A 25,546-nucleotide genomic window follows, 5' to 3' on the forward strand; every position below is an offset into this window, starting at 1 on the left:
GCCGCGGTCACGCTCGCGGTGGCCGTGCTGCTGCTGATGGCGGTCGCCGCGCTCGCGTACGCGGTGGCCGGCCCGCTGGTGGTCGGCGGCACGGTCGACCGGTTCCGCGCCGCCGCGTCCGGCACCACCGCGGCGGCCGACCAGGTCGACGGCACGGCCGCGCTGCTGACCGTCGCCGCCGTGGTCGCCACGGTGGTCAGCGTCCTGGCCGGCCTGCTCCTGGCCGGGCTCGCGCTCGGGCTGCTCACCGGCCGCGCCGGCACCCGGGTGGCGACGTGGGTCGTCTGTGGGCTCGGCCTGCTCGGCGGCTGCTGCGGGCTGGCGCTGCTCGTCGGGCAGCGGACCACGCCCCTCCAGTTCAGCGGTGACGAGGCGACCACCGCCGAACTCCTCAACCTGGCCGGTGACGCGTACCCGGCGTGGTGGATCCCGGTCAACGGAGGGCTTTCGATTGGCCAAGCACTCGGTTACCTTGTGGTAGCCGTGCTGCTGGCCCTGCCGGCGGCGAACGCGTGGTTCCGCCCCCGACCCGCGCCGGCCGCGCCACCCCGGGCCCCGTACCCGACCGCGCCACCCGGGTTCCCACCCGCCCCGCACCCGACCGCACCGCCCATGCCGCCGTACCCGCCCAGATGAGGAAGCCCGTGACGCCCGACTCCACGCCCGCCGAGCAGCGGGCCCTGGTCACCGGGGCGACGGCGGGCATCGGCGCCGCGTTCGCCCGCCGGCTCGCCGCCGACGGCTGGCATCTGGTGCTGGTCGCCCGGGACGCCGCACGCCTCGGCGAGATGGCCGCCGAGCTGAGGAAGGGACACGGCCGGGAGATCGAGACCATTTCCGCCGATCTGTCCACGGACGACGGTTGTGCCCTCGTCGAGGCGCGACTGGCCGAGGGCACTCCGATCGACCTGTTGGTCAACAACGCGGGGATCAGTCTCAACAAGCCGTTCCTGCGGTCCTCCGCCGAGGACGAGGCCCGACTGTTGCGGCTCAACGTGCACGCCGTCATGCGCCTGACGCTCGCCGCCCTGCGTCCGATGACCGAACGCCGCCGCGGGGCAGTGATTAATGTCTCTTCCGTTGCCGGGTTCGGCGCCGTCATGCCGGGATCGACGTACTCGGCCAGCAAGGCGTGGGTGACCAACTTCAGCGAGTCGGTGGGGCAGTCCGCCCGACCGTTCGGCGTACGCGTGATGGCCCTCTGCCCCGGCTACACGAAGACGGAGTTCCACGAGCGGGCCGGCATCAACATGTCGAAGACTCCGGAGTGGATGTGGCTGCGGGCCGACGACGTGGTCGCCGAAGGCCTGCGTGACCTGCGGAAAGGTAAGCTGGTCAGCGTTCCCGCGTGGAGGTACAAGCTGGCCGTCGCCGGGCTGCGGCACGCGCCGCGGCGGTTGCTCCAGGCGGTCGCCCGGGACACCAGGGGTCGGATCGGCCGCGACGAAGCCTGACCGGGCCGCGCGGCGCCGTCGTCCGCCGCGCGCACGGGCCTGTGGCGAACTGGACGGTAGCCGTCGCGCAGAGTAGCGGTACATCGCCAACCATCGGTCGCCCACCGGGTGGATCAGGGTGCACCCCGCACGCGGCCCACAGACTTGCGCAGTACCCTCTATCGCCATGGGGGACCACGACGACCTGCGTAAATTCATCACCGATCTGGCCGTGGTCCACGGCCGGGTGGTGCTCTCCTCCGGCATCGAGGCCGACTGGTACGTCGACCTGCGACGCGTCACGCTCCATCACCAGGCGGCGCCGTTGGTGGGTCGGGTCATGCTCGACCTCACGGCCGACTGGTGGTACGACGCGGTCGGCGGCCTGACGCTGGGCGCCGATCCCGTCGCGACCTCGATGCTTCACGCGGCCGCGTCGAGCGACCGGGCCCTGGACGCCTTCGTGGTGCGCAAGGCGGGCAAGGCGCACGGGTTGCAGCGGCGGATCGAGGGGCCGGATGTCGCGGGTCGCCGGGTACTGGCGGTCGAGGACACATCGACGACGGGGTCGAGTGTGCTCGCCGCCGTGGAGGCGCTACGCGAGGCCGGGGCCGAGGTCGTTGGGGTGGCGGTTATTGTTGATCGAGGAGCCGGCGACGCGGTGCGAGCCGCCGGATTGCCTTATCGGGCGGCCTATACGTTGGCTGACCTCGGCCTTGTGGCGTAAAAGTCTGCCGATTCGGATCTGCTGATATGCAGGCGGATCGATGCTGCTGGTGGAAGGATGGAAAACGTGGGAACTGCGTTGGCTGAAATGACTATGCCTCAGATCTCGCCGCTCGCCGGCGAGCCAATCGAACGTGCCGATGCCGAGCGTCTCGCCGGGGTCCTCAAGGCCCTCGCCGACCCCGCCCGGCTGCGGCTGCTGAGCCTGATCCAGTCGGCCCCCGAGGGCGAGGCGTGCGTCTGTGACCTGACCGCGCCGCTCGGTCTCTCGCAGCCGACGGTCAGCCACCACCTGCGCATCCTCACCGAGGCCGGCTTGCTGGAGCGGGAGAAGCGCGGTGTGTGGGCCTACTACCGGCTGGTCCCGACCGCGATCGCCACGATCGCCGACCTGCTGACCCCGCCGCGGAAGCGGGCCACCAAGAAGGCTCGCTGACCCGTACCGATCGTCCGGTGCCCTCCCTGATCCGGGACGGCGCCGGACGGCCGGCCGGTCAGTGCTTGCCGTAGTGCTGCCGGGTCTCCCGGATGGCCTCCTCGGCGGCGGCCCGCTCCTGCGCGGTGGTGCCGCGCTTTGCCGCGATCCGCGCCCGGAGCAGCTCGATGGCGATCGGCACCACCGAGATCGCGACGATCGCGATCAGGATCAGTTCGATGTTGTCCTTCACGAACTGGATCTGGCCCAGGAAGTAGCCGAGCAGGGTCACGCCCGTGCCCCAGAGCACGCCGCCGACCACGTTGTAGACGACGAACGTGCGGTAGTTCATGCGGCTGACACCGGCCACGATCGGCGTGAACGTCCGCACGATCGGCACGAACCGCGCGAGCACGATGGACCGCGCGCCGTACTTCTCGAAGAACTCGTGCGCCTTGAGCACGTTCTCCTGCTTGAACAGGCGGGAGTTCGGGCGGCGGAAGAGGGCCGGCCCGACCTTGCGCCCGAACGCGTACCCCACCTGGTCGCCGGCGATCGCCGCGACCGTGATCAGCAGACAGACCAGCCAGAGCGGGTAGGTGATGTACTGCCCGTCGGCGGTGAGCAGCCCCGCCGTGAACAGCAGCGAGTCGCCCGGCAGGAAGAACCCGATCAGCAGCCCGGACTCGGCGAAGACGATGGCCAGGATGCCGAGCAGCCCGAACGTCGAGATCAACCACTCCGGGTCGAGCCAGTCGGGGCCCAGGGCCAGAGTGGTGGTGGGCGTCGACACGAGCGACCTCCGTTGTCTGCCAGTGGGGGCGGTCAGTCGCCGGCGGCGACGGCACGTCCGTAGTCTAGGTGGCCGTCCGAGACGGCCGGTGCTCGACGTCACACCCGCGCCCGAGCTCAGCCGCCACCCACGGCGGCGACCCGAAGGGCTCCGCTCTGCTCGCGCGGAGCGCGATCCGTGCCCCGTCGCCCCGATCAGCACGCCACGGCGGGCCCACCGCGCCCCGGTGCCGGCGCGCACGAGCCCGGAAACGACGGTGCCCCGCCGACCAGGCGGTCGGCGGGGCACCTCTGACGTCGCTGGCCGTCAGGCCACGAAGCGGGTCTTGCGACGGCGGGCGACCAGGAAGCCGCCGACGCCGGCCACGAGCAGCAGGGCGCCGATGCCGGCGACCAGGCCGGTGGAGGAACCCGTGATCGGCAGCGTGCCGCCGTCACCCTCGTCGCCGCCACCCTGGCCGCCGTCGCCGGTCGCGTTCACCAGGATCTCGGCGGTGTCGTTGGCCGGGTTCGCGTCCTTGGCCTCGGTCTCGTCCGGGCCGCCGTGGAAGAGCTCGACCTGGCCGGTCAGGCTGCCGGCCTGGTCGATGCGGAGCGAGAACGGGAACTCGGCCTTCTTGCCGTTGCCCAGCACGTTAGGCACGAAGCACGCGTAGACCGCCGCGCCGGCCTTGCCCGAATCCTCGCCGAACTCGCCCTCGGCGTCGGCACAGTCCTCCGGCGCCTTGACCGCGGTGGTGCCCTTCGGAAGGGTGACCAGGGCCAGGGTGTAGATGCCGTGCTCGCCACCCGCGTTGATCGCCGCGGGGCCGTTGTTGGTGAAGCCGACCGTGACGGGGACGGTCTTGCCGACCGTACCGGCGACGGTGGCCCCGTCGGCGGCCACGTCCGCCTTCTGGTTGCCCTCGACCGCGAGCTGGATGTAGGTCTCGTTGTTGAACGGGTTCACGTCGCTCTGCGGAAGCTCGCGGCGGGCGCGGGCACTGGCCGACTGCTCGAGCGCCAGCACGCCGTCGTCGCCCTTGACGCCCGTGCCGAAGTCGGGCACCTGAGCCCGGAACTCGGCCCAGTCGGCCGGGGTGAGCCAGCTGGCGAAGCCGTAGTCGTTGTTCGGCGCCCACGAGTCACCGGGGATGGCGAAGCCGAAGGAGTCGTCCAGCCGGGCGCTGCCGCCGGAGGGGACCGTGCCGTCGAAGGTGCAGGCGTAGGCCCACTCGTCGAAGTTGTCCGAGAAGTACTCGCAGTTCTCGTAACGCTTCGCGGGCGCGAGGCCGTAGGAGCCGAAGAGGAAGAGCACGGCACCGCGGGCGTCGACCTCGCCCTGGTTGCCCACCGACAGGGGAGCCTTGACGGTGCTGCCGGGAGCTCCGCTCAACTGCAGAGACGGCTCCGCGGTCAGGTCCACGCCCTCGCCCACGGAGATGGTGGAGCGGTAGGTCTCGGTCCCGGCCCCCGGAGCGGTGACCGTGAACTCCAGCTGGCCCTCCTGCCCGGCCTTGGCGCCGGCGCGCGGCAGCACCAGGAGGGACAGCAGGTTCAGGCCGGGCTCCGAGTCGTTCTTGACCGTGCAGGTGATGACGGCGTCCGCCTCGGTGCAGGTGCCCGGGCCCTCCGGAAGCTGCACCTCGGCGAAGCCGTCGACGGCGCTGCGGTCGACCTTCACCGTGTAGTCGGTGAACGCCTCGTCCACCAGGGAGTACAGCGAGACGCCCTTCTCCGGTCCGCCGGGGGCGACCACGACAGGGTTCGCGTACAGCGCGAAGCCCTCGGACGCCTTCGCGTCCGCGAGCGTCACGTCGGCGTCCGTGGTCGCCGACGCGGGGTTGGCGGAGGCCGCGACGAGCGCGCCTGCGACGCCCAGCCCGGCGAGCCAGCGCCGGGTCGAGTGCTTGAGCATGGGGGTTCCCTCATGTCGGGGGACGAAAGTGAAGCCAGCGGAGCTTAAGGAGCCGTTAAGGTTGGCCGCTGCCCCGGCCCGCCGTCACGGACGGATATTGACCGAACGGCTGACCGGGACTGCCACAACGTTTCGCCTGCCCGGCCCCTCATCGGCGGCAGGACCCCAGGAGAGGGTGGTGTGCGGGCGACCCGCGGTCAGCGGTAGTCGTCCTCGTCGCCGACGACCACCCGCGCCTGCTCCACCGCGTCCCAGTCGTCGACCTCCAGGCCGCGTCGCGGCTCGGTGTCACCGTCGATTGGGGCCACCGCGACGGTCTGCTCGAACGCGTCGGCCGGCTCCGCTTCCAGGTCACGCTCCTCGGGGTCGAGGTGGTCGCTGGGCGTGAAGTCCTCGGCGGGCTGACCCATCGTCCCTCCCTGGATCTCGGCGGACGGTCACCACACACACCGTACGGGCTCCCGCCGCCGCCCGCTCGGGCAGCGGGGTGAAGCCGAGTCGGTGGAATCGGCCCACCGCGCCGCGCCGCCGATGCCAGGATGGGGCGGTGGGCTTCCTGATCCGGTTGGTGATCACCGCGGTGGCGCTGTGGATCACCACGCTGGTCGTGCCCGGGGTCGACGTCGGCGGCCGGTCCGGTGCCAACACCGTGCTCACCCTGATCGTCGTGGCGCTGATCTTCGGCGTCGTGAACGCGGTCCTCAAGCCGATCATCAAGGTTGTCGGCTGCATCTTCTACCTGCTGACACTCGGCCTGTTCGCGCTGGTCGTCAACGCGTTGCTGTTCCTGCTGACCGACCGGATCGCCCACGCGCTCGACCTGCCGTTCCAGATCGACGGCTTCTGGGCCGCGTTCTGGGGCGCCATCGTGATGACCGTGGTGACCTGGCTGATCAGCGTCGTGCTCCCCGACCGCCTGGAGGGACGGTGAGCGGCGGCGGCGCCGGTCACCGTCGGTGGACCCACACCGGGTCGGTTGCGGCCCGCCCGCCGCACTGCGGGATACTGCCCGGCGGAGGACAGCGCGGTCCGGCGCACCCATGGACAACAGCGGCCAGCACGGCCGAGAGCGGTAAGTAAGGAGCGTTTGACATGCCCATCGCTTCCCCCGAGGCCTACGCGGAGATGCTGGACCGCGCCAAGGCTGGCCGGTTCGCGTACCCCGCGATCAACGTGACCTCCTCCCAGACGCTGAACGCGGCGCTCAAGGGCTTCGCCGACGCGGAGAGCGACGGCATCATCCAGGTCTCCACCGGTGGCGCCGAGTACCTCTCCGGCCCGTCCGTGAAGGACATGGTCACCGGCGCCGTGGCGTTCGCCCACTACGCGCGTGAGGTCGCGAAGAAGTACCCGGTCAACATCGCCCTGCACACCGACCACTGCCCGAAGGACAAGCTGGACAAGTTCGTCCGGCCCCTGATGACGATCTCGCAGGAGCGGGTGCAGCGCGGCGAGGAGCCGCTGTTCCAGTCGCACATGTGGGACGGCTCCGCGGTGCCGGTGGCCGAGAACCTGGAGATCGCGGAGCAGCTCCTCACCGAGGCCGCCAAGGCGAAGATCGTCCTCGAGATCGAGGTCGGCGTCGTCGGTGGCGAGGAGGACGGCGTCGAGAACGCGATCAACGAGAAGCTCTACACCACCGTCGAGGACGGTCTGGCCATGGTCGACGCGCTCGGCCTGGGTGAGAAGGGCCGCTACATGGCGGCGCTGACCTTCGGCAACGTGCACGGCGTCTACAAGCCGGGCAACGTCAAGCTCCGTCCGGAGGTGCTCAACCACATCCAGATGGCGGTCGGCGCCAAGTACAACAAGGAGAAGCCGCTCAGCCTGGTCTTCCACGGTGGCTCCGGCTCGCTGCTGTCCGAGATCCGTGAGGCGCTCGACTACGGCGTGGTGAAGATGAACATCGACACCGACACCCAGTACGCCTTCTCCCGCCCGGTCGCGGACCACATGTTCCGCAACTACGACGGCGTGCTGAAGGTTGACGGCGAGGTCGGCAACAAGAAGATGTACGACCCGCGCGTCTGGGGCAAGGCCGCCGAGGCCGGCATGGCCGCCCGCGTCGTCGAGGCCTGCGAGGCGCTTCGCTCGACCGGCACCAAGATGAGCAAGTAGGACACCACCGCGAACGGCCGGCTCCCCCGCAGGAGCCGGCCGTCGTCGTTCCCGCGCCGTGGTCGTCCCCGGTCCGGGGTGCTCAGCCGGCTCGTGCGGCGGGGGCCGGCGCGTGCGGACGGTCGGCAGGTGCGTGTGCCGCAGTCAACACGCGGATGGCCTCGCGGACGTCGTCGGTGAGGTGGATCGTCGACGACAGGTCGCCGAACGGGGACCCGGCCAGCAGCGGGCGCAGCAGCGCCTCGACCGGCAACTCCGTCGTCCAGTAGGCGCGGTCGAGGAAGACGTACGCGCCACTGGCGCCGTCGGTGCCGTAGAACGTCTTCGTCGCCGCCTGGAACACCTCCTGGACCGTGCCCGCCCGACCCGGCGCGAACACGATCCCGCCCCGGGCGAGCCGCAGGATGGTGTCCTCGCGGATCGCGTTCGAGAAGTACTTGGCGATCCGGCCGGCGAAGAGGTTCGCGGGCTCGTGCCCGTACAACCAGGTCGGGATGGCCAGACCTCCCGCCCGCGCCCAGGCCAGGTCGACGCCGCGCCGTGGCGGCACCGGCGGCGGGGCGTACCGCTCGCGTACCCGCAGGGCCGCCGCCGTGTAACGGTCGTGGTCGGTGAAGTCGGGCGCCGTCGCGAGCAGGTCGATCGCTTCGGTCAGCTCCTCCGTCGGACGGCCGGCCAGGTACGCACCGAGGTTGGCGGCCTCCATCACCCCCGGCCCACCGCCCGTCACCACCAGCCGGTCGGCGCGCGCCAGCTCCCAGCCGAGCACCGCGGCCATCCGGTACGGCAGGCTGCCGCGCGGCACCGCGTGCCCGCCCATGACGCCGACGACCGACTGCGGCCCGTACGCGGCCAGCCAGGCGCGCGTGGCGTCGGCCAGCGCGTTGTCCACGCCGTGGTCGTGCAGCCGCTGGCCGAGGGCCTCCCGCACGTCGGGCAGCGCGCCGCCGTGCGCCCGGAAGTGCGCGTACACCCGCGTGTCGTACATCCCCTCGTAGCCCGCCTCGACGAAGCCGGCCGACAGGTCCTCCGGGGTGTAGAGGTGGCTCGGTTGCGTGGGGTACGGCAGCCCCGAGAACGGCGGCACCACGTTCGCGCCGCGGCGGACCAGGTCGGCCCCGACCTCCCGGGAGGCGAACCGGCAGCCGACGAAGAGCGTCCCGGTCACCGTGACGGTGGTGAGGTCGGGCACCGGGTCGAGGTCGAGACGGAGCCCCTGCACGGTGAGGCCGGTGAGATCGCCCCCGGCCAGCCGCCGGTCGAACTCGGCGCGGGTCTCGATCTCGTTCGTGGGGTGCGGCTCGATGACGTCGGCCGGAGGCGGGGTGGGCACCCGGCAATCCTGCCCCCGCCGGTCCACCCGCACACCCGGGGGCGGTGTCCTGTCGGCGTGCTCCCCTCGCGCCCGACCGGCGCCGGAACGACAGGAGCCCGACGGCCGCGGCCGTCGGGCTCCTGCGTAACCGGGTCCTGGGGAGGCTCCGGACCAATAGTTGTAACGGAAAACACCTTCCGTTGGCATAGGCCGCAGGCGTGACCAACTCCTCAGCCGTTCAGCCAGCGAGCTTGGCCGACCCTCTCGCGGGACGCCGCGCGAAGCGGGTTGAATGGGGCGATGCAGAACCTCTTGCCGGAGCCACCGGCCACCCTGCTTCCCGCGTACGACGAGGCCGACGACGCCTTGAGCGCCGCCGAACAGGACGGCGGCGAGGAGGCGCTCGCCGGGGTCGCGGCGCGCTACCCGACGTACAGCGCGGCGTGGGGGGCACTTGCCGCCCGGGCGCTCGCGGCGGGCCAGGCCGTTCCGGCGTACGCGTACGCCCGTACCGGCTACCACCGCGGGCTCGACCAACTGCGCCGCAACGGCTGGAAGGGGCACGGTCCGGTGCCCTGGTCGCACGAGCCGAACCAGGGCTTCCTCCGCTGCCTCTACGTGCTGTCCCGGGCCGCCGACGAGATCGGCGAGGCGGACGAGGCGGCCCGGTGTGCCCAGTTCCTCCGCGACTGCGACCCGGCCGCCGCTGACGCGCTCGCCAGCAACTGACGCAGGTCACGGCCGGCCCGGTTCACCGGGCCGGCCGTGGGGGCGCGTCGGCCTAGAGGCCCTCGGCCACGGCCGCGGCGATCTTCAGCCACGCTTCGCGAGTGGCGGAGGAGAGGGCCGCGTAGCGGATCGGCTCGCCGCTGTCGATGAGCCTCTCGTACGGCGCCAGCAGCACCGACCGGGTGCGGGCCGCGAAGTGCTCCTGGATCGCGGGCAGGTCGATGTCCTTGCGCGACGGTGGCATCGACACCACGGTGACCGCCTGCCGCACGAGCCGCTGCCGGCCGCTCTGCTCCAGATGGTCGAGCATCCGGGCGGCCGTCTCGGCCGAGTCGTTCCGGGCCGACATGGTCACCACGAGCTGGTCGGTGGCGTCCATCGCCGCCTGCCAGTTCTGCGCCCGCACGTTGTTGCCCGTGTCCACGAAGATCAGCTTGTAGAAGCGGCTGACCACCTCGCGGAGCTCGGCGAACGCGGCCGCGGTGAGCATCTCGCCACCGGTCGCCGACTCGTCCGAGGCGAGCACGTCGAACATCCCCTCGCCCTGTGAGCGGACGTACTGCGACAGGTCGCCGACCCGCCCGTGCGCGCCCTGGAACTGGCCGAGGTCGCGCAGCAGATCCCGCACCGTGCGGGAGTGGAAGTCCTGCTGCGCACGCATGCCGAGGGTGCCCTGGGTCTCGTTGTTGTCCCAGGCCAGCACGTAGCCGCCGCGCTTCTGCCCGAACGTCATGGCGAGCAGCAGGATGGCCACCGTCTTGCCGGCGCCGCCCTTCGGGTTGACCACGGTCACCTGGCGCAGCCCGCCGAAGTTGCGGCGGACCGTCTCGATGTCCCATTTCAGCTCCTGCTCGTGCCGCCCGGGCGGCAGGCGGAGGCCGATCTTGTTGACCACCGCCCGTACGCCCATCGTGGCCACGGGTTCGGCCGGGCGTACCTGCCGGCGGCGGGCGAAGTCCTCGGCCGTCGGCGCGGGGCCGGGCTCTGCCACGCCGGCGGCCGGCACGGGCGGGTAACCGGTGGGTGTCCCGCCGGAGACCTGCGGCTGGTACGGCTGCGCCGGGGCTGCGGCATCGGCCTGCTGCCAGGGTGGAGGGTTCCAGCCGGGCGGGAACGGACCGGGCGGCGGGGCCGGCGGCGCCGGGTCGCCCGCCGGGGGCGGGGGGACCGGGCCGGGCGGCGGCGCGACCGGGGCGGCCGGCGACGGCATCGGTGCCGCGACGGGCGGACCCGTGAGCGGGGTCGCCGGTGGCGGTGGTGCCGCGCCGGGCCAGGGTGGCGTGGCCGGAGGTGGCGGTACGCCACCACCGGTCGTGGCGGGCGGCGGCCCGTCGCTCGCCCCTTGCTCGTGCGCGCCGGGCGGCGGCCCGTGGGTCGTCCCTTGCTCGGGTGCGCCGGGCGGGGTCGCCGCCGGCTCGCCGGTGTCGGCGCTCGCTCCGCTGTCCTCCGGCCCGGTCCGGCCCTCGGCCGGCGGCGTCTCGGCGGTCACCCGCTGGGGCGGGTAGGCCCACGGAGACTCACCCGTCCGCGCGGGCCCGGGCGAACCGCTGGCCGAGGGGGCCGGCGGTGGCGTGTCTGCGGAAGCCGGCGGGGCGCCGTCCGGGGCGGCCGGTGGCGTGGTCGGTGCGGGAGCGGACGGCGGGGTCGGGGCGGTGGTGGCAGTCGGTGGGGTGTTCGGTGCGGGCGCGGTTGGCCCGGTCGTGTCGGGCGGCGCGGCGGGGACCGCCGCCTGCGCGGGCGCGGCCGGCTGGCCTGGCCCGGACCCAACCGGAAGCGGGCTGTGCGGCTGGTCGATGGTGGCCCGGCCGTCGTGCGTCCCGGGTGGCTGGTCGAGGGAGAACGGCAGGTTCAGGTCGACCCGGCCGACGCCGGGATGCCCAGGCGTCGGGGCCCGGCCGGCCTGGGACGGCGGTGGCGCCCAGGCGGCGGCGCCCGGTGGTGGAGGTGCCCAGCCGCCCGGCGGCGGCAGCGCCCCGGTGAGCGAGGGATAGTCGCTCGCGGCGGTGCCGGCCGACGGTGAGACGGGCGCGGCGGCGGTGGGCTGCCCCGGCACGCGTGGCCCGGGCGGTGGCGCGGCGGGCGCGCCCGGGTCGGGCGTCGCGGGGACGGCGGGTGGGGCGGCCACGGAGGCCCACGGCGGGGCCGCCGTGCCGGCGTCAGCGGAGTCCGGGGGCCAGAGTGGCTCGATGTCCCGCTCCGGCTCCGGCTGCTGGCCGGGTACGCGTACCCGGTCGGCGTTCTCGTCCATCACGGTTCCTCCCCGTTCCTCCTGCCGAGGATAGGCCCCCGGGCAGACGGCGGCTGGTCGGCGAGCCGGGGGTGCCGGGGTCAGGCGGCCCAGACCGCCCAGGCGCCCGGCTCCGTCCACCAGGACCGCTTGCGGCTCAGCTCGCCCTCGACACCGTCATCGAGGAACGGCACCTTCTCGTCCCGGGGCAGCACCGACACGGCCCGGCCGCGGGCCCGGCGCACCTCGAGGCGTACCCGCTTGCGGCCGAACGCGGAACGCGTCACCACCGGCACCGCCACGGCGACCTCGACCAGTCCGTCCGTCGGGTCCGGCCGGCCCAGCAGGGTCACGTCGTCGAGCGCCGCGTACCCGCCGCCGTTGCCGATCGCGCACGCCATCAGCGGGTCGTCGCCGTCGGAGAGGAGGGCGTCGTCCACCTCGACCCGGCCCCGCCAGTGCAGCGGCCGGCCGGCGTCGTCGGCGGCGCCGAGCAGCGCGCCGTCCAGGGTCACCGAACCGCCGTCGGTGCGGAGCAGGTCGAGCCGGCGGGGGGTGCCGTCCAGCACGGCGGCGGCCACCGCCGCCGGGTCGCGCGGCAGTCCCAGCTGCGCGGCCAGGTCACGGTGCCCGCTGCTGCGGGCCGGGTCGAGCGGCAGTACGCCGATCGGCGGCAGGTCGGGCACCGTGCGATTGCCGGGCAGGTCCTCCGGACGGCGGCTCGGCGGTGGGGCGTACCGCCGGACGAGCCGGCGCAGCACGGCGCGCAACTGCGCGTCGGTGGCCGTGGCGACGACGAGCCGGGTCTTCGAGTCCGGGTCGGGCCAGGTGAGCCCGTCCGGGCGGGGCGGGCCGTCGAGGCGGGCCAGCACCTCGTCGATCTCCGCGTCGGAGCGGGCCGTGACCGTCTCCACCCGGGCGCCCCGGGCGGTCAGCTCGTCCGCACAGGCCAGCACCGGCACCCGCGGCGTCTCGCACCGCTCCTGCCTCGCTCCGGCGGCCTCTTCCGCGCCACCGCAGCAGGCTCCGCCACCGCCGCAGCCCCCGGCAGCATCCCGCTCCGAGCCGAGGGTGAGCAGCACCACGTCGTACACCGGAAGGAGCCTCCTGACTCTCGACGCGACCCCTGCCGGCCCCGCCGTAACCTCTTGTTAGCCTGACACCCCGGGCTCGCCAACCGGTCGCCACCTGGCACCCGAGCCTTCTGGAGGCGGAGAAGATGCCAGCGATCGTGCTCATCGGCGCTCAGTGGGGCGACGAGGGCAAGGGCAAGGTTACCGACCTGCTGGGTGAGCGGGTCGACTACGTGGTGCGCTACTCAGGCGGCAACAACGCCGGCCACACGGTGATCACCCCGGACGGCCAGAAGTACGCGCTGCACCTGATGCCCTCCGGTGCGCTCTCCCCGAACGCGAAGATCGTCATCGGCAACGGTGTGGTGGTCGACCCCAAGGTCCTGCTCGCCGAGATCGACGGCCTGGCCGAGCGCGGTGTGGACGTCTCCCGGCTGCGGATCTCCGGCGACGCGCACCTGATCATGCCGCACCACCGGGCGTTGGACCGGGTGGTCGAGCGCTACCTCGGCTCGTCCCGGATCGGCACCACCGGCCGGGGCATCGGCCCCGCGTACGGCGACAAGGTCGCCCGCATGGGCATCCGGGTGCAGGACCTGCTCGACCCGGGCATCCTGCGCAAGAAGCTGGAACTCGCGCTGCGCGAGAAGAACCAGATCCTGTTCAAGGTCTACAACCGCAAGGCGATCGACGTCGACGCGACCGTCGAGGAGTACCTGGCGTACGCGGAGCGGCTGAAGCCGTACATCGCGGAGACCCGGGGGCTGCTCTGGGACGCGCTGGACCGGGGCGACACGGTCCTGCTCGAGGGCGCCCAGGCCACGATGCTCGACATGGACCACGGCACGTACCCCTTCGTGACCTCGTCCAACCCGACGGCCGGCGGTGCCTGCGTGGGCGCGGGCATCCCGCCGACCGCCATCACGAAGGTGATCGCGGTCAGCAAGGCGTACACCACGAGGGTCGGCTCGGGGCCGTTCCCCACCGAGCTGTTCGACGACAACGGGCAGCACCTGCGCAAGATCGGCCACGAGTACGGCACCACGACCGGCCGCGAGCGCCGGTGCGGCTGGTTCGACGCGGTCGTGGCCCGGTACGCCTGCCGTCTCAACGGCGTCACCGACCTGGTGATCACCAAGCTGGACGTGCTCACCGGCCTGCCGAAGGTGCCGATCTGCGTCGGGTACGAGATCAACGGCGAGCGGGTCGACGACATGCCGATGACCCAGACCGACTTCCACCACGCCACCCCCGTCTACGAGGAGATGGACGGCTGGTGGGAGGACATCACCAAGGCGCGCAGCGTCGACGAGCTGCCGGAGAACGCCCGCCGCTACATCGCGCGGATCGAGGAGCTCTGCCACACGAAGGTCAGCGTCATCGGCGTCGGCCCCGGCCGAGACGAGAACGTGGTCCAACACCCCCTCCTGCCGTAGCCCCGCGCACCCCGGCCCCGCGTCGGCGTCTCCCCCCGGTGATCACACGCCCCGCGTCGGGATTCGGCTCGGGCGTGGCGCGAAGCTCTTGATCAGCGCCTCGGGGCGAGCGGGGAGGCAGGGGTGGGGGGCGGGGTCAGTAGGATGCCGTTCTGTGCGGGTACTTCTGGTGGGTGGTGGGGGGCGTGAGCACGCCCTCGCGCTCGGACTGGCGTCCGATCCTTCGGTCGAGCGGCTGATCGCGGCCCCGGGCAATCCGGGGATCGCGGAGGTCGCCGAGCTGCGGACGGTCGACGCGAACGATCCCGCCGCGGTGGCCGCGCTGGCGGTCGAGACCGGCGTCGACCTCGTGGTGATCGGGCCGGAGGCGCCGCTGGTCGCCGGGGTGGCCGACGCCGTGCGGGCGAAGGGCATCGCCGTGTTCGGCCCGTCCGCCGAGGCGGCCCGCCTGGAGGGCTCCAAGGCGTTCGCGAAGGACGTGATGACGGCGGCCGGCGTGCCGACCGCCCGGGCGTACACCTGCACCGACCCGGAGAGCGTCGGCCGCGCCCTCGACGAGTTCGGCGCGCCGTACGTCGTGAAGAACGACGGGCTCGCCGCCGGCAAGGGCGTCGTGGTCACCGATGACCGGGCGCGCGCCGAGGAGCACGCGCGCGACTGCGGCCGGGTGGTGATCGAGGAGTACCTGGCCGGCCCCGAGGTCTCGCTCTTCGTGGTCACCGACGGCGAGGCGGCGGTGCCGCTGCTGCCGGCGCAGGACTTCAAGCGCCTCGGTGACGGCGACAGCGGCCCGAACACCGGTGGCATGGGGGCGTACGCGCCGCTGCCCTGGGCCCCGCCCGGCCTCGTCGACGAGGTCATGCGGGACGTGGTCCACCCGACCCTGGCGGAGCTGCGCCGCCGGGGCACCCCGTTCTCCGGCCTGCTCTACGTCGGGCTGGCGATCACCGCGACCGGCCCCCGCGTCATCGAGTTCAACGCGCGCTTCGGCGACCCGGAGACGCAGGTGGTGCTCGCGCTGCTGGAGACGCCGCTCGCCGGGCTGCTGCACGCCGCGGCCACCGGCACGCTCGCCGCACACCCGCCGCTGCGCTGGCGGGCCGGCGCCGCCGTGACCGTCGTGGTGGCGTCCGAGGGCTACCCCGCCGCCTCCCGCACCGGCGACGTGATCACCGGCGCGGACCGCCCGGGCGTCATCCACGCCGGCACCGCCCGCCGGGCCGACGACGGCGCGCTGCTCTCCGCCGGCGGCCGGGTCGTCTGCGGTACGGCCACCGGCCCGGACCTGGCCGCCGCGCGGGACGCCGCCTACGAGCTGGTACGCGGAATCGGCCTGGCCGGCTCCCAGCACCGCACCGACATCGCGGCCGCCGCCGTCGACGGCCGGATCCACATCCCCGGCTGATGGCGGACACCCGGTTCCGGGCGTACGGCTGACGCCGGCTCCGCCCGGTCCGTGTTCGGCCGGATTCCCGGCCGCACCGGCCCGGCGCGGCCCGACCCCGGCCGGCCTTCGGAGGCACGGCTCGCCCCCGGCGGGCCGGTCGAACGCGGGCGTCAGCCGTAGTAGCGGCGCAGCTCCCGGGTCAGCACCTTGCCGGTGGCGTTGCGGGGCAGGTACTTCACGAACACCACGTCCCGCGGCACGGAGAAGCGGGCGAGGTAGTGCCGGACGTACTCGCGGACGGCCTCCGGGTCGAGCGTCTCGCCCGGGTGCAGGGCGAGGAACGCGGCGAGGCGTTGACCGAACTCCGCGTCGGGTACGCCGATCACGGCCGCCTCACGCACCTGGGGCAGCTGGGCGAGCAGGTTCTCCACCTCGGACGGGAAGACGTTCTCGCCGCCGGAGACGATCATGTCGTCGGCCCGGCCGTCGACGAAGAGCAGGCCGTCGGCGGTGAGCCGTCCGAGGTCGCCGGTGTCGAGGAGCCCGTCCTGGCTCTCCCGGCCCGCGCCGGAGGTGTAGCCCTCGAAGAGCATCTCGTTGCCCACGAAGATGCGGCCCACCTGCCCGTCCGGCACCGGCTGCCCGGCGGCGTCGAGGATCCGCAGCCGGGTGCCGTGCGGCGGCCGGCCGGAGGTGGTGGGCGCGGCCCGCAGGTCGGCGGGGCTGGCGATGGACGCCCAGGAGACCTCGGTGGAGCCGTACAGGTTGTAGAGGACGTCGCCGTAGACGTCCATGAATCGTGGGGCGAGCCCACCGGGCAGGGCGGAGCCACTCACCGCCACGATCTTCAGTGGCGGCCGCGGGTCCGGCGGCGGCACCTCCATGAGGCGCTGCACCATCACCGGCACGGCGAAGAGCGCGTCGCACCGGTGCTCCACGAGCGCGGCGAGGGTGGCGGCCGGGTCGAAGCGGCGGTGCAGCACGATGGTGGCGCGCAGCGCGAAGCAGACCTGGAGGGCGGCGAAGCCCCAGGTGTGGAAGATCGGTGCGGCGATCATCACGCGGTCACGGGTGTGCAGCGGGATCCGGTCGATGATGGACACCAGCGGGCCGAATCCACTCGGGGTGGGCCGGCGGGCGCCCTTCGGCGTGCCGGTGGTGCCGGAGGTGAGCACGATGATCCGCCCGTCCCGCTCCGGCGGGTGCAGCTCGCCGGGCAGCGCCACGGAGACGAGCTCCTCGCGGGCGCGTTCGTCGAGGCGGGGCAGGTCCGCCGGGAGGTTCAGGACCCGCTCGGCGAACTCGTCGTCGTGCACCAGCACCCGTAGCCGCTGCTCCTCGGCCACGGTGGCCAGTTGGGCCGCGGAGAGCCCGGTGTTGACGAGCACCGCGTCGACGCCGAGCAGGGTGGCGGCCACGATCGTCTCGATCAGTCCGTGGTGGTTGCGGCAGAGCACGCCGATCCGGTCGCCGACCTGGACGCCGTGCCCGGCGCGCAGTGACCGGGCCATCCGCTCGGCCCGGTCGAGCAGTTCCTGGTAGGTCAGTTCGCCGCCGTGCTCGTCGATGATCGCCGTACGGCCCGGGTCACGGGCCGCGGCCTGGCGCAGTTCACCGGCCAGGCTCCAGCCCCAGCGACGCAGGGCGCTGAGCTGCGAGGCGACCCGGATCGGCCGGCCGGGGGTGAGCAGCCCGCGACGGGTCAGCGTGGCGACGACGAAGGGCAGGTCCATGCCGCAGACCTCCTAGGGGTGGTGGCCGGACGGTGTCGAGGGGAAACCGCCCGGGTGTCTGCCCTGATCATGCCCGGGTGGGCGCGTCCGGCCCACCCGGCGGCGGCGCGGGGTGACGAAGACGGCACGGAAGGTCCGAGCAAGGCGGGGCGCCGCGGGTGGTGATGACACCGGAGTGGACGGACGAGCTGCCGGCCGGGGACGGTGCCGGCCCGGAGAGCCGCCCCGGGCCGGCACCGTCGTCCGTCGACCGGTCAGCGGATCTGCATCCCGGAGATGGAGCGCGAGATGACCAGCCGTTGGATCTCGGAGGTGCCTTCGAAGATGGTGTAGATCTTCGCGTCCCGGTACCAGCGCTCGACCGGGTGGTCCCGCAGGAAGCCGGCCCCACCGAGGAGCTGCACCGCCTTCTCGGTGACGGAGACGGCGACCTCGCCGGCCTTCAGCTTGGACATGGAGCCCTCCCCGGCGGTGAACGGCCGGTTGTTGCGCCCCATCCACGACGCCCGCCAGACGAGCAGCCGCGCCGCGTCGATCTCCATCTTCATGTCGGCCAGCGCGAACGCGACCGCCTGGTTCTCGATGATCGGGCGTCCGAACTGGACCCGCTCCTTGGCGTAGTCCAGGGCGTACTCGTACGCGGCCCGGGCCACGCCGAGCGCCTGCGCGCCGACGGTGGGGCGGGACAGCTCGAACGTGCGCATGGCGGCCTGCCCGGACGCGCGCTGCCCGGAGCGGGCGCGGGCCAACCGCTCGTCCAGGGTGTCCTTGCCGCCGAGCAGGCAGCTCCCCGGCACCCGCACGTCGTCGAGGAAGACGTCGGCGGTGTGCGAGGCGCGCAGCCCCAGCTTGCGCAGCTTCCGGGTGGCGGTGAGGCCCGCCGTGCCGGGCGGTACGACGAACGCGGCCTGGCCGCGGGAGCCCAGCTCGGGGTCGACCGAGGCGGTGACGACGTGCACGGTGGCGATGCCGCCGTTGGTGGCGTACGCCTTCTGCCCGGTCAGCACCCACTCGTCAGCGGCCTCGTCGTAGACGGCGCGCGTGCGCATCGCGCCCACGTCGGAGCCGGCCTCCGGCTCGGTGGTGCAGAACGCGGCCACGGCCGGCTCGTCGACGGAGCCGAAGCACTGCGGCACCCACTCGACGAGCTGGTCGGGCGTGCCGGTGCCGTAGATGGCGGCCACCGCGAGCGAGGTGCCGAAGATGCTCAGGCCGATGCCCGCGTCACCCCAGAAGAGTTCCTCGTTGGCGATCGGGAGCGAGAGCCCGGTGGGGTCGGCCCAGCAGGTCGCGAGGAACTCGAATCCGTAGAGGCCGACCTTCGCGGCCTCCTGGATGACCGGCCAGGGAGTCTCCTCGCGCGCGTCCCACTCGGCCGCGGCCGGGCGCACGACCTCGGCGGCGAAGCCGTGCACCCAGTCGCGGAGATCCCGCTGTTCCTCGGACAGGTCGAGCGAGAACTCTGCCATGGTCAGGCCTTCGGGATGTCGAACAGGTTCGCGATGTTGGCGGCGAGGCCCAGGTCGCCCTTGGCCTTCAGCTTGCCGGTCATGAACATCATGACCGGGTTCGCGCCACCGGAGACGATCTTGAGGAACTCGACCGGGCCCATGGTGAGGGTCAGCTTCGGGTCGCGCTGCGGGGCGTCCGAGACGGTGCAGGCGCCGTTCTCGATGACGACCTCGTAGGTGTCGCTGCCACCGTCGGGGCGCCCGGTGATGGTCCAGTGGATGACCGCGTTGGTGGAGCCGGCCCGGTCGGCGCGGAAGAGCGACGGCATCCGGCCGAACACCTCGCCGAGGATCTTGCCGCGCATGTCGCCGGACATCACCTCGGCGATCTTGTCGTCCGGGGTCGACTTGACCAGCTGGGCGAACTCCTTCGGGCTCACGTTGGCGAAGTTGGCCGGGTCGAAGTCAGTCATGGGGGAAACACCTTCCGGGCGGGCCGTCTTGGTTACTCTGGCGTAACCTTACGCACGAGTAGGTATGCTCGCAAGAGTGTCCAGCGCACCCACCTTCAAGCGCCTTCCCCGCGCCGTTCGCGAGCAGCAGATGCTCGACGCGGCCGTGCGCGTCTTCTCCCGGCGCGGCTTCCACGCCGCGAGCATGGACGAGATCGCCGACGAAGCCGGCATCTCCAAGCCCATGGTCTACGCGTACCTGGGCACCAAGGAGGAGCTCTTCGTCGCCTGCCTGCACCGGGAGGGGACGCGGATGATGGAGGCGATCGCCGGGGCCGCCGCGCCCGACCTCCCCGCCGACGAGCGGCTCTGGCGGGGCCTGCGGGCGTTCTTCGGGTTCGTGGGGGCGCACCGCGACGGGTGGGCCGTGCTCTACCGGCAGGCCCGGGGGGAGCAGCCGTTCGCCGGTGAGCTGGCCACGATGCGCGCCCGGCTGGTCGAGGTCGTCGCGGGCATGCTCGACCACGCGCTGCGCGCCGAGGGGCGGGAGGTCGCCGCGGTCGATCTCGAGGTGGTCGCGTACGCCCTGGTCGGCGCGAGCGAGTCGTTGGCCGACTGGCTCGCCGACCACCCGGAAGCCGATCCGGAGAAGACCGCGACCCGGATGATGAACGTGGCCTGGCTCGGCGCCGGGCAGCTGCTGCACGGCGTGACCTGGCGCCCGCCCGAGCGGTAGCTCCCCTCACCGCTTCCGTGGCAGAGCCGGCGCGCTCGTCGCGGCGGGCCGCGGGCGGGTGCGGCGAAGCGCGCGTACGCCCTCCACGATCACCGTCACGGTGAGCGCCAGACCGAGCCCGAGCAGCAGCCCGCGCAGCGGATCCTGCTCGAAGGCGAGCCCGCCCACGTAGCCGACCAGCGCCGAGTAGAGCCCCCAGGAGGCGGCCGCGAGCGCGTCGAACGCGAAGAACCGCCGGCGGGGGAAGCCGACCGCTCCCATGGTCAGCGTGACGGCGGTCCGTCCACCGGGGATGTAGCGGGCGACCGTGAGGATCAGCCCACCCCGGACGGCGACGCCGCGCCGGGCCCACTCGACGCCGGCCCGCCGGCGCCCACCGGCCGGCAGCCGGTCGAGCAGCCGCGCGCCGCCGGTGCGGCCGATGGCGTACGAGACGTGGTCCCCGACGAGCGCGCCCGCCGCGGCCACGACGATCATCCCCGGCAGGTACGGCGCGCCGGACGCGGCGAATACCCCCGCGGTGATCACCGCGGTCTCGCTCGGCACGACCGGGAAGAACCCGTCGAGGACCGCGATCGCGAAGATCGCGAGGTAGACCCAGGGCGACGACATGGTCTGGTGCAGCAGGTCGAGGAGATCCATGGTCCCGATGCTGGTCCCGGCGGCCGTCCCCGCCATCGGCCAGGAGTGAGCCCGGAGACATCACTTAAGTAGCGGTCGCCCCGGAGGGCGGGTCGGGGGCTTCCCCCAGCCGTCCCCGGTCCCTCCGCTCGCCCCTGCCCACGCCGGCGGACGGGCCGTAGGCTCCTTCCCGTGGCCTTCGGTGTCGTGCTCGGGCGGGTCGTCGGCCGGTACGCGCCACCGCTGTTCGCCGTGCTCGTGGCCGCGGCCGTGTGGGCCTCCGGCAGCGGCGCCGTCGGCGTCCGCTCGCCGCTGCCCGGCGTCGTGGTCGTCCTGATCGCCGTGGCGTCCGGCTGGGCGGTGGCGGTCGTCCGGGTCCGGCGCTGGCCGCTGTTCCTGGCCGCCGCCGTCGGGTGGCTGGTGCTGGCGGCCTGGCCGGCCGGGGTGGTCGCCTCGTACCAGGCGGGCCTCCGGTTGGCGGAGCGGCGGCGGTTGGCCTGGTACCTCGCCGGTGCCGCGTCGGTGCTGGCGGCCGGGGTGCTGATCGGGCTGGCCGTCGGCGGTCTGCGGCGGGTCACCACCGCCACCCCGGCCAACGCCGCCGCCATGGCCGCGTGGTTGGTCGCGTTCCCGCTGGTCGCCGGGCTTCTGGTGCGGTCCCGGCGGGACGTGCTCGCCGCGCTTCGGGACCGCGCCGAGCGGCTGGAACGGGAGCAGGAGGAGCGCGCCGAGCGGGTGCGGGCGGAGGAGCGGGCCCGCATCGCGCGGGAGATGCACGACGTGGTGGCGCACCGGGTGTCGCTGATGGTGGTGCACGCCGGCGCGCTGGAGGTGACGGCCACCGAACCGGCGACCGTCGCGGCGGCCGCGCTGATCCGGTCCACCGGCCGGCAGGCGCTCACCGACCTGCGGGAGGTGCTGGGCGTGCTCCGGCAGCCCACTCCGGCCCGGCTCGCCGTGCCGAGCCCGGGCGAGGACCCGCTCGGCGGGCTGGACGAGCTGATCCACGAGTCCCGGGCGGCCGGGCTGGTCGTCCGCCGGCGGGACGAGGGGGACGCCCGGCCGCTGCCGGCGACCGTGGGCCGTGCGGTGCACCGCGTGGTCCAGGAGGCGCTGACCAACGTACGCAAGCACGCGCCGGAGGCGGAGACGGCCGTCCACCTGCGGCACCTGCCGGACGGGATCGAGGTGGTCGTGCACAGCGGCGGTGCCGCCGAGGAGCCGTCCCGACCGGGCCTGGGCATGCCCGGTGCCGGCCTCGGCCTGCTCGGCCTGCGGGAGCGGGTCGAGCTGCTCGGCGGGCGCCTGGAGGCGGGGCCGGTCGACGGCGGCTTCCTGGTCCGGGCGCTGATTCCCGCGCCGGAGGCGCCATGATCCGCGTCCTGGTCGTCGACGACGAGCAGCTCGTGCGCTCGGGCCTGCGGCTCATCCTGGAGGCGGCGCCGGACATCACGGTCGTCGGCGAGGCGGCGGACGGCGCCGCGGCGCTGGCGGAGACGCGCCGGCTCCGTCCCGACGTGGTGCTGCTCGACGTGCGGATGCCGGGCGCCGACGGGCTGACCGTCGCGCCGGAGGTGGTGGCCGCCGGGCCGAAGCTGATCATGCTGACGACGTTCGACCTCGACGAGTACGTGCACCAGGCGCTGCGCGCGGGAGCGGTCGGTTTCCTGCTGAAGGACACCCCGCCCCGGGAGCTGGCCGCCGCGGTCCGGACGGTGGCGGCGGGGAACGCCATGCTCGCCCCGACGGTGACCCGGCGCCTCATCAGCTCCTTCGCCGAACGCGGCCCGACACGGCGGGACGCCGCCCGGCGGCAGCTCGACCTGCTCACCGCCCGGGAGCTGGAGATCGTCCGGGAGGTGGCCCGGGGTCACGGCAACGGGGAGATCGCCCGGCGGCTCGCGATGAGTGAGGCGACCGTGAAGGCGTACGTGAGCCGGGCCCTGGCGAAGCTCCACCTGGCCAACCGGGTGCAGGTGGCGATCCTGGTGCACGACGCGGACCTGCTGTGAGGGCGGTCAGTGGCGGCGCTGCGCCCGGCGGCGCAGCCGGCGGACCCCCTCCAGCGCGAACGTGATGGCGAGGGCGACGGCGATCCCGGCGATGACCCCCTTGATCGGGTCGCGTTCGAAGGCGAGCCCGCCGAAGTAGCCGAGCAGGCCGCAGTAGAGCGCCCAGGTGGAGGTCGCGATCGCGTCGAAGAGGAGGAAGCGGCCGCGCGGGTAGCGCACCGCGCCCATGGTGAGGGTGACCGCCGTCCGGCCGCCGGGAATGTACCGGGCCGTGGTCAGGATCAGCCCGCCGCGCCGGCTCAGCGCACGGCGGGCCCACTCCGACCCGGCCCGGCGCCGGCTGCTCTGGGGCAGGCGGGCCAGCCGGCGCCCCCCGCCGCCGCGCCCGATCGCGTACGAGACGTGGTCGCCGACCAGCGCGCCGAGGGCGGCCACCACGATCACCACGACGACGTTGGGGTGGTGTTCGGCGGCGGACAGGACCGCGGCGGTGATCACCGCGGCCTCACCCGGCACGACGGGGAAGAACGCGTCGACCGCGGTCGCCCCGAAGAGCAGCAGGTAGACCCACGGCGAGGTGACCGTCTCCCGGAGCAGGTCGAGCACGGCGTCCATGCCCTCATGCTGCTGGGCGGACTGCGGCGAAGTGCCTCTTCCCGGACAAAAAGCCCTTACCGGTTCAGCGCACCGTCCCGTTCAGGTGGGGGCGGGGCGTACGCGCGTCGTGCAGGGCGAAGTCCCAACCCGTCTCCGCCGCGGCGGCGTGGAACGCCACCGTGCCGGGCAGCGGCACCGGCAGCTTGAACGAGACCGCCACCGTGAACGCGTCCGGCAGCCGGTTGTCCAGTGCGGCGAGACAGCGGGCCTTGCTCCACATGCCGTGCGCGATCGGGCGCGGGAAGCCGAACAGCCGCGCCCCGAGCCGGGAGGTGTGGATGGGGTTGTGGTCGCCGGAGACCCGCGCGTAGTCGGTGCCGACGCGCGGGGCCAGCCGCCAGGTCGCCGAGGCGGCCGGCGCGGCGGGCCGGGCGGTCCGGTCGCGCCGCTCGCCCCCGCCGGCGCGCCGCTCCCGGCTGAGGTACGTCGAGACGCCCCGCCAGACCTCCTCGCCGCCGACGGACCCGACGAGCACCACGTCGAGCTGCCGCCCCCGGTCGTGCGGCCGCAGGTTCTCCGCGTACGCCGCGAAGTCCAGCGCCTCCCCGGCGTGGATCGGTCGGTGCGCGGTGATCCGGTTCGCCACGTGCACCACGCCGGTCAACGGCACCGGGAAGCCGGGCGAGGTCATCAGCCGCAACGCCAGCGGGAAACCCAGTACGTGCGGGTACGTCGCCGGCAACCGGTCGGTGAGCCGGAACCCGCAGACCCGGTCGTACTCCGCCAGGTGATCGACGTCGACCCGCACCCCGGCGACGGTGAGCCGGACCGCCGGTGGCTGCGCCGACCGCCGGCCGCCGAGGCCGGGAAGCGCCCCGGCGAGCGCCCGTCGGTAGAGCGCTCCGGCCGCCGGCATCCGGGGCAGCTCGACGGTGGTGCGCCCGTCTCCGGCGCCCGGCTCGGTCGTGGTCACGTCCTCGGGGCCGGTCATCACGCCCCCAGCAGGCTCTGGCCGCAGACCCGGACCACGTTGCCGCTGACCGCGCCGCTGGCCGGCCAGGCGAGCCAGCCGATCGTCTCGGCGACGTCCACCGGGAGCCCGCCCTGGGCCATGCTGTTCATCCGGCGGCCCGCCTCGCGGATGACGAGCGGGATCCGGGCGGTCAGCCGGGTCTCGATGAACCCGGGCGCGACGGCGTTCACGCTGATCCCGCGCTGCCGCAGCGCCGGGGCGAGGGAGTCCACCAGGCCGATCACCCCGGCCTTGCTGGTGGCGTAGTTGGTCTGGCCCCGGTTGCCGGCGATACCGGCGATCGACGAGACGGAGACGATCCGGCCGCCGGCCGGGATCAGGTCGCGCTCCAGGAGCACGTCGTTGATCCGCTCCTGGCTGGAGAGGTTCACGTCGATCACCTGGTCCCACCGGTCGGCGTCCATCCGGCCGAGCGTCTTGTCCCGGGTGATGCCGGCGTTGTGCACCACGACGTCGACGCGGCCGTGCCGGGCGGCCAGGTGCTCGGCGAGCCGGGTCGGGGCGTCCGGCGCGGTCAGGTCGAGCTGGACGGCGCTGCCGCCGATCTCGTTCGCCACGGCGGCCAGCGCGTCACCGGCGGCCGGCACGTCGAGCGCCACCACCTGTGCGCCGTCGCGGGCGAGCACCCGGGCGAGCGCCGCGCCGATGCCCCGGGCCGCCCCGGTGACCAGGACCACCTGACCGTCGAGCGGTCGGTCCCAGTCGGCCGGCGCGACCGCCTGGCCCGCGCCGACCCGGACCACCTGCCCGGAGACGTACGCGGACCGGCCGGAGAGGAGGAAGCGGAGGGTGGCCTCGAGGCTGACCGGGGTGCCCTCGTCGGCCTCGCGGGTGACGTACACGAGCTGGGCGGTGACGCCCCGGCCGAACTCCTTCCCAATGCTGCGGGTCAGCCCCTCCAGGGCACGCTGGGCGGTGGCCTCGCGGGGCGAGTCGCACTCGTCCGGCGGAGTGCCCAGCACGATCACCCGTCCGCTCGGCGCCACCGAGCGGGCCGGCGGGTGGAAGAAGTCGTAGAGCTGCCGCAGCCCGGTCGAGTCGGTGATGCCGGTGGCGTCGTAGACGAGCGCGCCGTACCGCCCGGCGCCGTCCCCGGCGGTGGCGGTGGCCGGGTCGCGCAACTCGACCCCGGCGGCGGTGAGCAGCTTGCCGACCGGCTCGACGAGCCGGCCGCCGGTGGCCGCGCCGAGCAGGGCGGGCCCGGAGAGGAGCGGATCGCCGGGGCGGTGCCGGCGCAGTCGCGGCGGGTCGGGCAGCCCGAGGCGCTTGACCAGCGCGCGGCCGGCCCCCGATTGGACGAAGCTCGCGTACCTGTCGGTCATAGGCGTAGCCTACTGGCGAGTAGGGTAGGGGCAACACTCCA

Annotated in this window: 25 protein-coding genes; 12 read left to right on the forward strand and 13 right to left on the reverse strand. The window is 73.7% G+C overall.

From position 1 onward, the window contains the following. The first annotated feature begins 36 nt into the window (after positions 1-36). From SM573_RS13435 to SM573_RS13450, 4 genes are all read left to right on the forward strand, one after another. Positions 37-636 (forward strand): hypothetical protein, encoded by a 600-nt coding sequence (locus SM573_RS13435; protein WP_474612886.1) that lies wholly within the window; start codon positions 37-39, stop codon positions 634-636. Next, positions 633-1,454 (forward strand): SDR family NAD(P)-dependent oxidoreductase, encoded by an 822-nt coding sequence (locus SM573_RS13440; RefSeq protein ID WP_474616194.1) that lies wholly within the window; start codon positions 633-635, stop codon positions 1,452-1,454. Before SM573_RS13435 ends, SM573_RS13440 begins: the two co-directional genes overlap by 4 nt. 166 nt (positions 1,455-1,620) lie before the next feature. Further along, on the forward strand, positions 1,621-2,160 hold the full coding sequence (gene pyrE, locus SM573_RS13445; RefSeq protein WP_474616195.1) for an orotate phosphoribosyltransferase: 540 nt from the start codon (positions 1,621-1,623) through the stop codon (positions 2,158-2,160). 57 nt (positions 2,161-2,217) lie between these two features. Continuing rightward, a complete protein-coding gene (locus tag SM573_RS13450) occupies positions 2,218-2,595 on the forward strand; it encodes an ArsR/SmtB family transcription factor (RefSeq protein ID WP_076468717.1) in 378 nt (125 codons plus the stop codon). A 58-nt stretch (positions 2,596-2,653) separates the two neighbouring features. On the opposite strand, the gene SM573_RS13455 is transcribed toward SM573_RS13450, so the two are convergent. The 3 genes from SM573_RS13455 to SM573_RS13465 form a co-directional block, all read right to left on the reverse strand. Then, positions 2,654-3,367: a DedA family protein gene (locus tag SM573_RS13455; protein ID WP_474612500.1), complete on the reverse strand. Its 714-nt coding sequence runs from the start codon at positions 3,365-3,367 to the stop codon at positions 2,654-2,656. A 306-nt stretch (positions 3,368-3,673) separates the two neighbouring features. Next, positions 3,674-5,263: an LPXTG cell wall anchor domain-containing protein gene (locus tag SM573_RS13460; RefSeq protein ID WP_474616196.1), complete on the reverse strand. Its 1,590-nt coding sequence runs from the start codon at positions 5,261-5,263 to the stop codon at positions 3,674-3,676. Between the two features lie 197 nt (positions 5,264-5,460). Further along, positions 5,461-5,673, reverse strand: coding sequence for a hypothetical protein (locus tag SM573_RS13465; protein WP_474616197.1), 213 nt, complete (start codon positions 5,671-5,673; stop codon positions 5,461-5,463). 137 nt (positions 5,674-5,810) lie between these two features. Here SM573_RS13465 and SM573_RS13470 point away from each other — a divergent pair, with 137 nt between their 5' ends. After that, the gene (locus SM573_RS13470) at positions 5,811-6,194 is read left to right on the forward strand and encodes a phage holin family protein (protein WP_474612503.1); all 384 of its coding nucleotides are present in this window, start codon (positions 5,811-5,813) and stop codon (positions 6,192-6,194) included. A gap of 161 nt (positions 6,195-6,355) precedes the next feature. Next, the gene (gene fbaA, locus SM573_RS13475; RefSeq protein ID WP_474612504.1) at positions 6,356-7,381 is read left to right on the forward strand and encodes a class II fructose-bisphosphate aldolase; all 1,026 of its coding nucleotides are present in this window, start codon (positions 6,356-6,358) and stop codon (positions 7,379-7,381) included. A gap of 82 nt (positions 7,382-7,463) precedes the next feature. Here the strand turns inward: fbaA and SM573_RS13480 are convergent, their stop codons facing one another. Beyond that, on the reverse strand, positions 7,464-8,714 hold the full coding sequence (locus tag SM573_RS13480) for an LOG family protein (RefSeq protein ID WP_474616198.1): 1,251 nt from the start codon (positions 8,712-8,714) through the stop codon (positions 7,464-7,466). Positions 8,715-8,996: 282 nt separating this feature from the next. Between SM573_RS13480 and SM573_RS13485 the strand changes: the two genes are divergently transcribed. Further along, positions 8,997-9,425, forward strand: a complete 429-nt coding sequence (locus SM573_RS13485; RefSeq protein ID WP_474612506.1) for a DUF3151 domain-containing protein — start codon at positions 8,997-8,999, stop codon at positions 9,423-9,425. 52 nt (positions 9,426-9,477) lie between these two features. Here SM573_RS13485 and SM573_RS13490 read toward each other — a convergent pair whose 3' ends face one another. Together SM573_RS13490 and SM573_RS13495 are read right to left on the reverse strand one after the other, a co-directional pair. Next, complete coding sequence (locus SM573_RS13490) at positions 9,478-11,676, reverse strand: MinD/ParA family ATP-binding protein (protein WP_474616199.1); 2,199 nt, start codon at positions 11,674-11,676, stop codon at positions 9,478-9,480. 77 nt (positions 11,677-11,753) lie between these two features. Further along, a complete protein-coding gene (locus SM573_RS13495) occupies positions 11,754-12,746 on the reverse strand; it encodes a diacylglycerol kinase family protein (RefSeq protein WP_474616200.1) in 993 nt (330 codons plus the stop codon). A gap of 125 nt (positions 12,747-12,871) precedes the next feature. Here SM573_RS13495 and SM573_RS13500 point away from each other — a divergent pair, with 125 nt between their 5' ends. Both SM573_RS13500 and purD read left to right on the forward strand, forming a co-directional pair. Next, positions 12,872-14,161: an adenylosuccinate synthase gene (locus SM573_RS13500; protein ID WP_474616201.1), complete on the forward strand. Its 1,290-nt coding sequence runs from the start codon at positions 12,872-12,874 to the stop codon at positions 14,159-14,161. Between the two features lie 154 nt (positions 14,162-14,315). Next, positions 14,316-15,566, forward strand: a complete 1,251-nt coding sequence (gene purD / locus SM573_RS13505; RefSeq protein WP_474616202.1) for a phosphoribosylamine--glycine ligase — start codon at positions 14,316-14,318, stop codon at positions 15,564-15,566. Between the two features lie 152 nt (positions 15,567-15,718). Here the strand turns inward: purD and SM573_RS13510 are convergent, their stop codons facing one another. From SM573_RS13510 to SM573_RS13520, 3 genes are all read right to left on the reverse strand, one after another. Further along, entirely contained in the window at positions 15,719-17,281 is a 1,563-nt protein-coding gene (locus SM573_RS13510) for an AMP-binding protein (RefSeq protein WP_474612511.1), read from the reverse strand. 254 nt (positions 17,282-17,535) lie between these two features. After that, entirely contained in the window at positions 17,536-18,750 is a 1,215-nt protein-coding gene (locus SM573_RS13515; protein WP_474616203.1) for an acyl-CoA dehydrogenase family protein, read from the reverse strand. Between the two features lie 2 nt (positions 18,751-18,752). Then, positions 18,753-19,205, reverse strand: coding sequence for an SCP2 sterol-binding domain-containing protein (locus tag SM573_RS13520; RefSeq protein WP_474612513.1), 453 nt, complete (start codon positions 19,203-19,205; stop codon positions 18,753-18,755). Between the two features lie 76 nt (positions 19,206-19,281). Between SM573_RS13520 and SM573_RS13525 the strand changes: the two genes are divergently transcribed. Beyond that, positions 19,282-19,920 (forward strand): TetR/AcrR family transcriptional regulator, encoded by a 639-nt coding sequence (locus SM573_RS13525; RefSeq protein ID WP_474612514.1) that lies wholly within the window; start codon positions 19,282-19,284, stop codon positions 19,918-19,920. Between the two features lie 6 nt (positions 19,921-19,926). Here SM573_RS13525 and SM573_RS13530 read toward each other — a convergent pair whose 3' ends face one another. Next, complete coding sequence (locus tag SM573_RS13530; RefSeq protein ID WP_474616204.1) at positions 19,927-20,562, reverse strand: DedA family protein; 636 nt, start codon at positions 20,560-20,562, stop codon at positions 19,927-19,929. Between the two features lie 171 nt (positions 20,563-20,733). Between SM573_RS13530 and SM573_RS13535 the strand changes: the two genes are divergently transcribed. Next, positions 20,734-21,915 (forward strand): sensor histidine kinase, encoded by a 1,182-nt coding sequence (locus SM573_RS13535; RefSeq protein ID WP_474612516.1) that lies wholly within the window; start codon positions 20,734-20,736, stop codon positions 21,913-21,915. Then, positions 21,912-22,553 (forward strand): response regulator, encoded by a 642-nt coding sequence (locus SM573_RS13540; RefSeq protein WP_474612517.1) that lies wholly within the window; start codon positions 21,912-21,914, stop codon positions 22,551-22,553. The genes SM573_RS13535 and SM573_RS13540 overlap by 4 nt, the downstream gene beginning before the upstream one ends. A gap of 6 nt (positions 22,554-22,559) precedes the next feature. Here SM573_RS13540 and SM573_RS13545 read toward each other — a convergent pair whose 3' ends face one another. From SM573_RS13545 to SM573_RS13555, 3 genes are all read right to left on the reverse strand, one after another. Next, positions 22,560-23,168 carry a DedA family protein gene (locus tag SM573_RS13545; protein ID WP_474612518.1) on the reverse strand — a complete coding sequence of 203 codons (609 nt, stop codon included), beginning with the start codon at positions 23,166-23,168 and terminating at the stop codon, positions 22,560-22,562. 64 nt (positions 23,169-23,232) lie between these two features. Then, the gene (locus SM573_RS13550; RefSeq protein ID WP_474612519.1) at positions 23,233-24,141 is read right to left on the reverse strand and encodes a MaoC/PaaZ C-terminal domain-containing protein; all 909 of its coding nucleotides are present in this window, start codon (positions 24,139-24,141) and stop codon (positions 23,233-23,235) included. Beyond that, positions 24,141-25,505, reverse strand: coding sequence for a 3-oxoacyl-ACP reductase (locus tag SM573_RS13555; RefSeq protein ID WP_474612520.1), 1,365 nt, complete (start codon positions 25,503-25,505; stop codon positions 24,141-24,143). The genes SM573_RS13550 and SM573_RS13555 overlap by 1 nt, the downstream gene beginning before the upstream one ends. Between the last annotated feature and the right edge of the window lie 41 nt (positions 25,506-25,546).

Source organism: Micromonospora xinjiangensis, assembly GCF_056150165.1.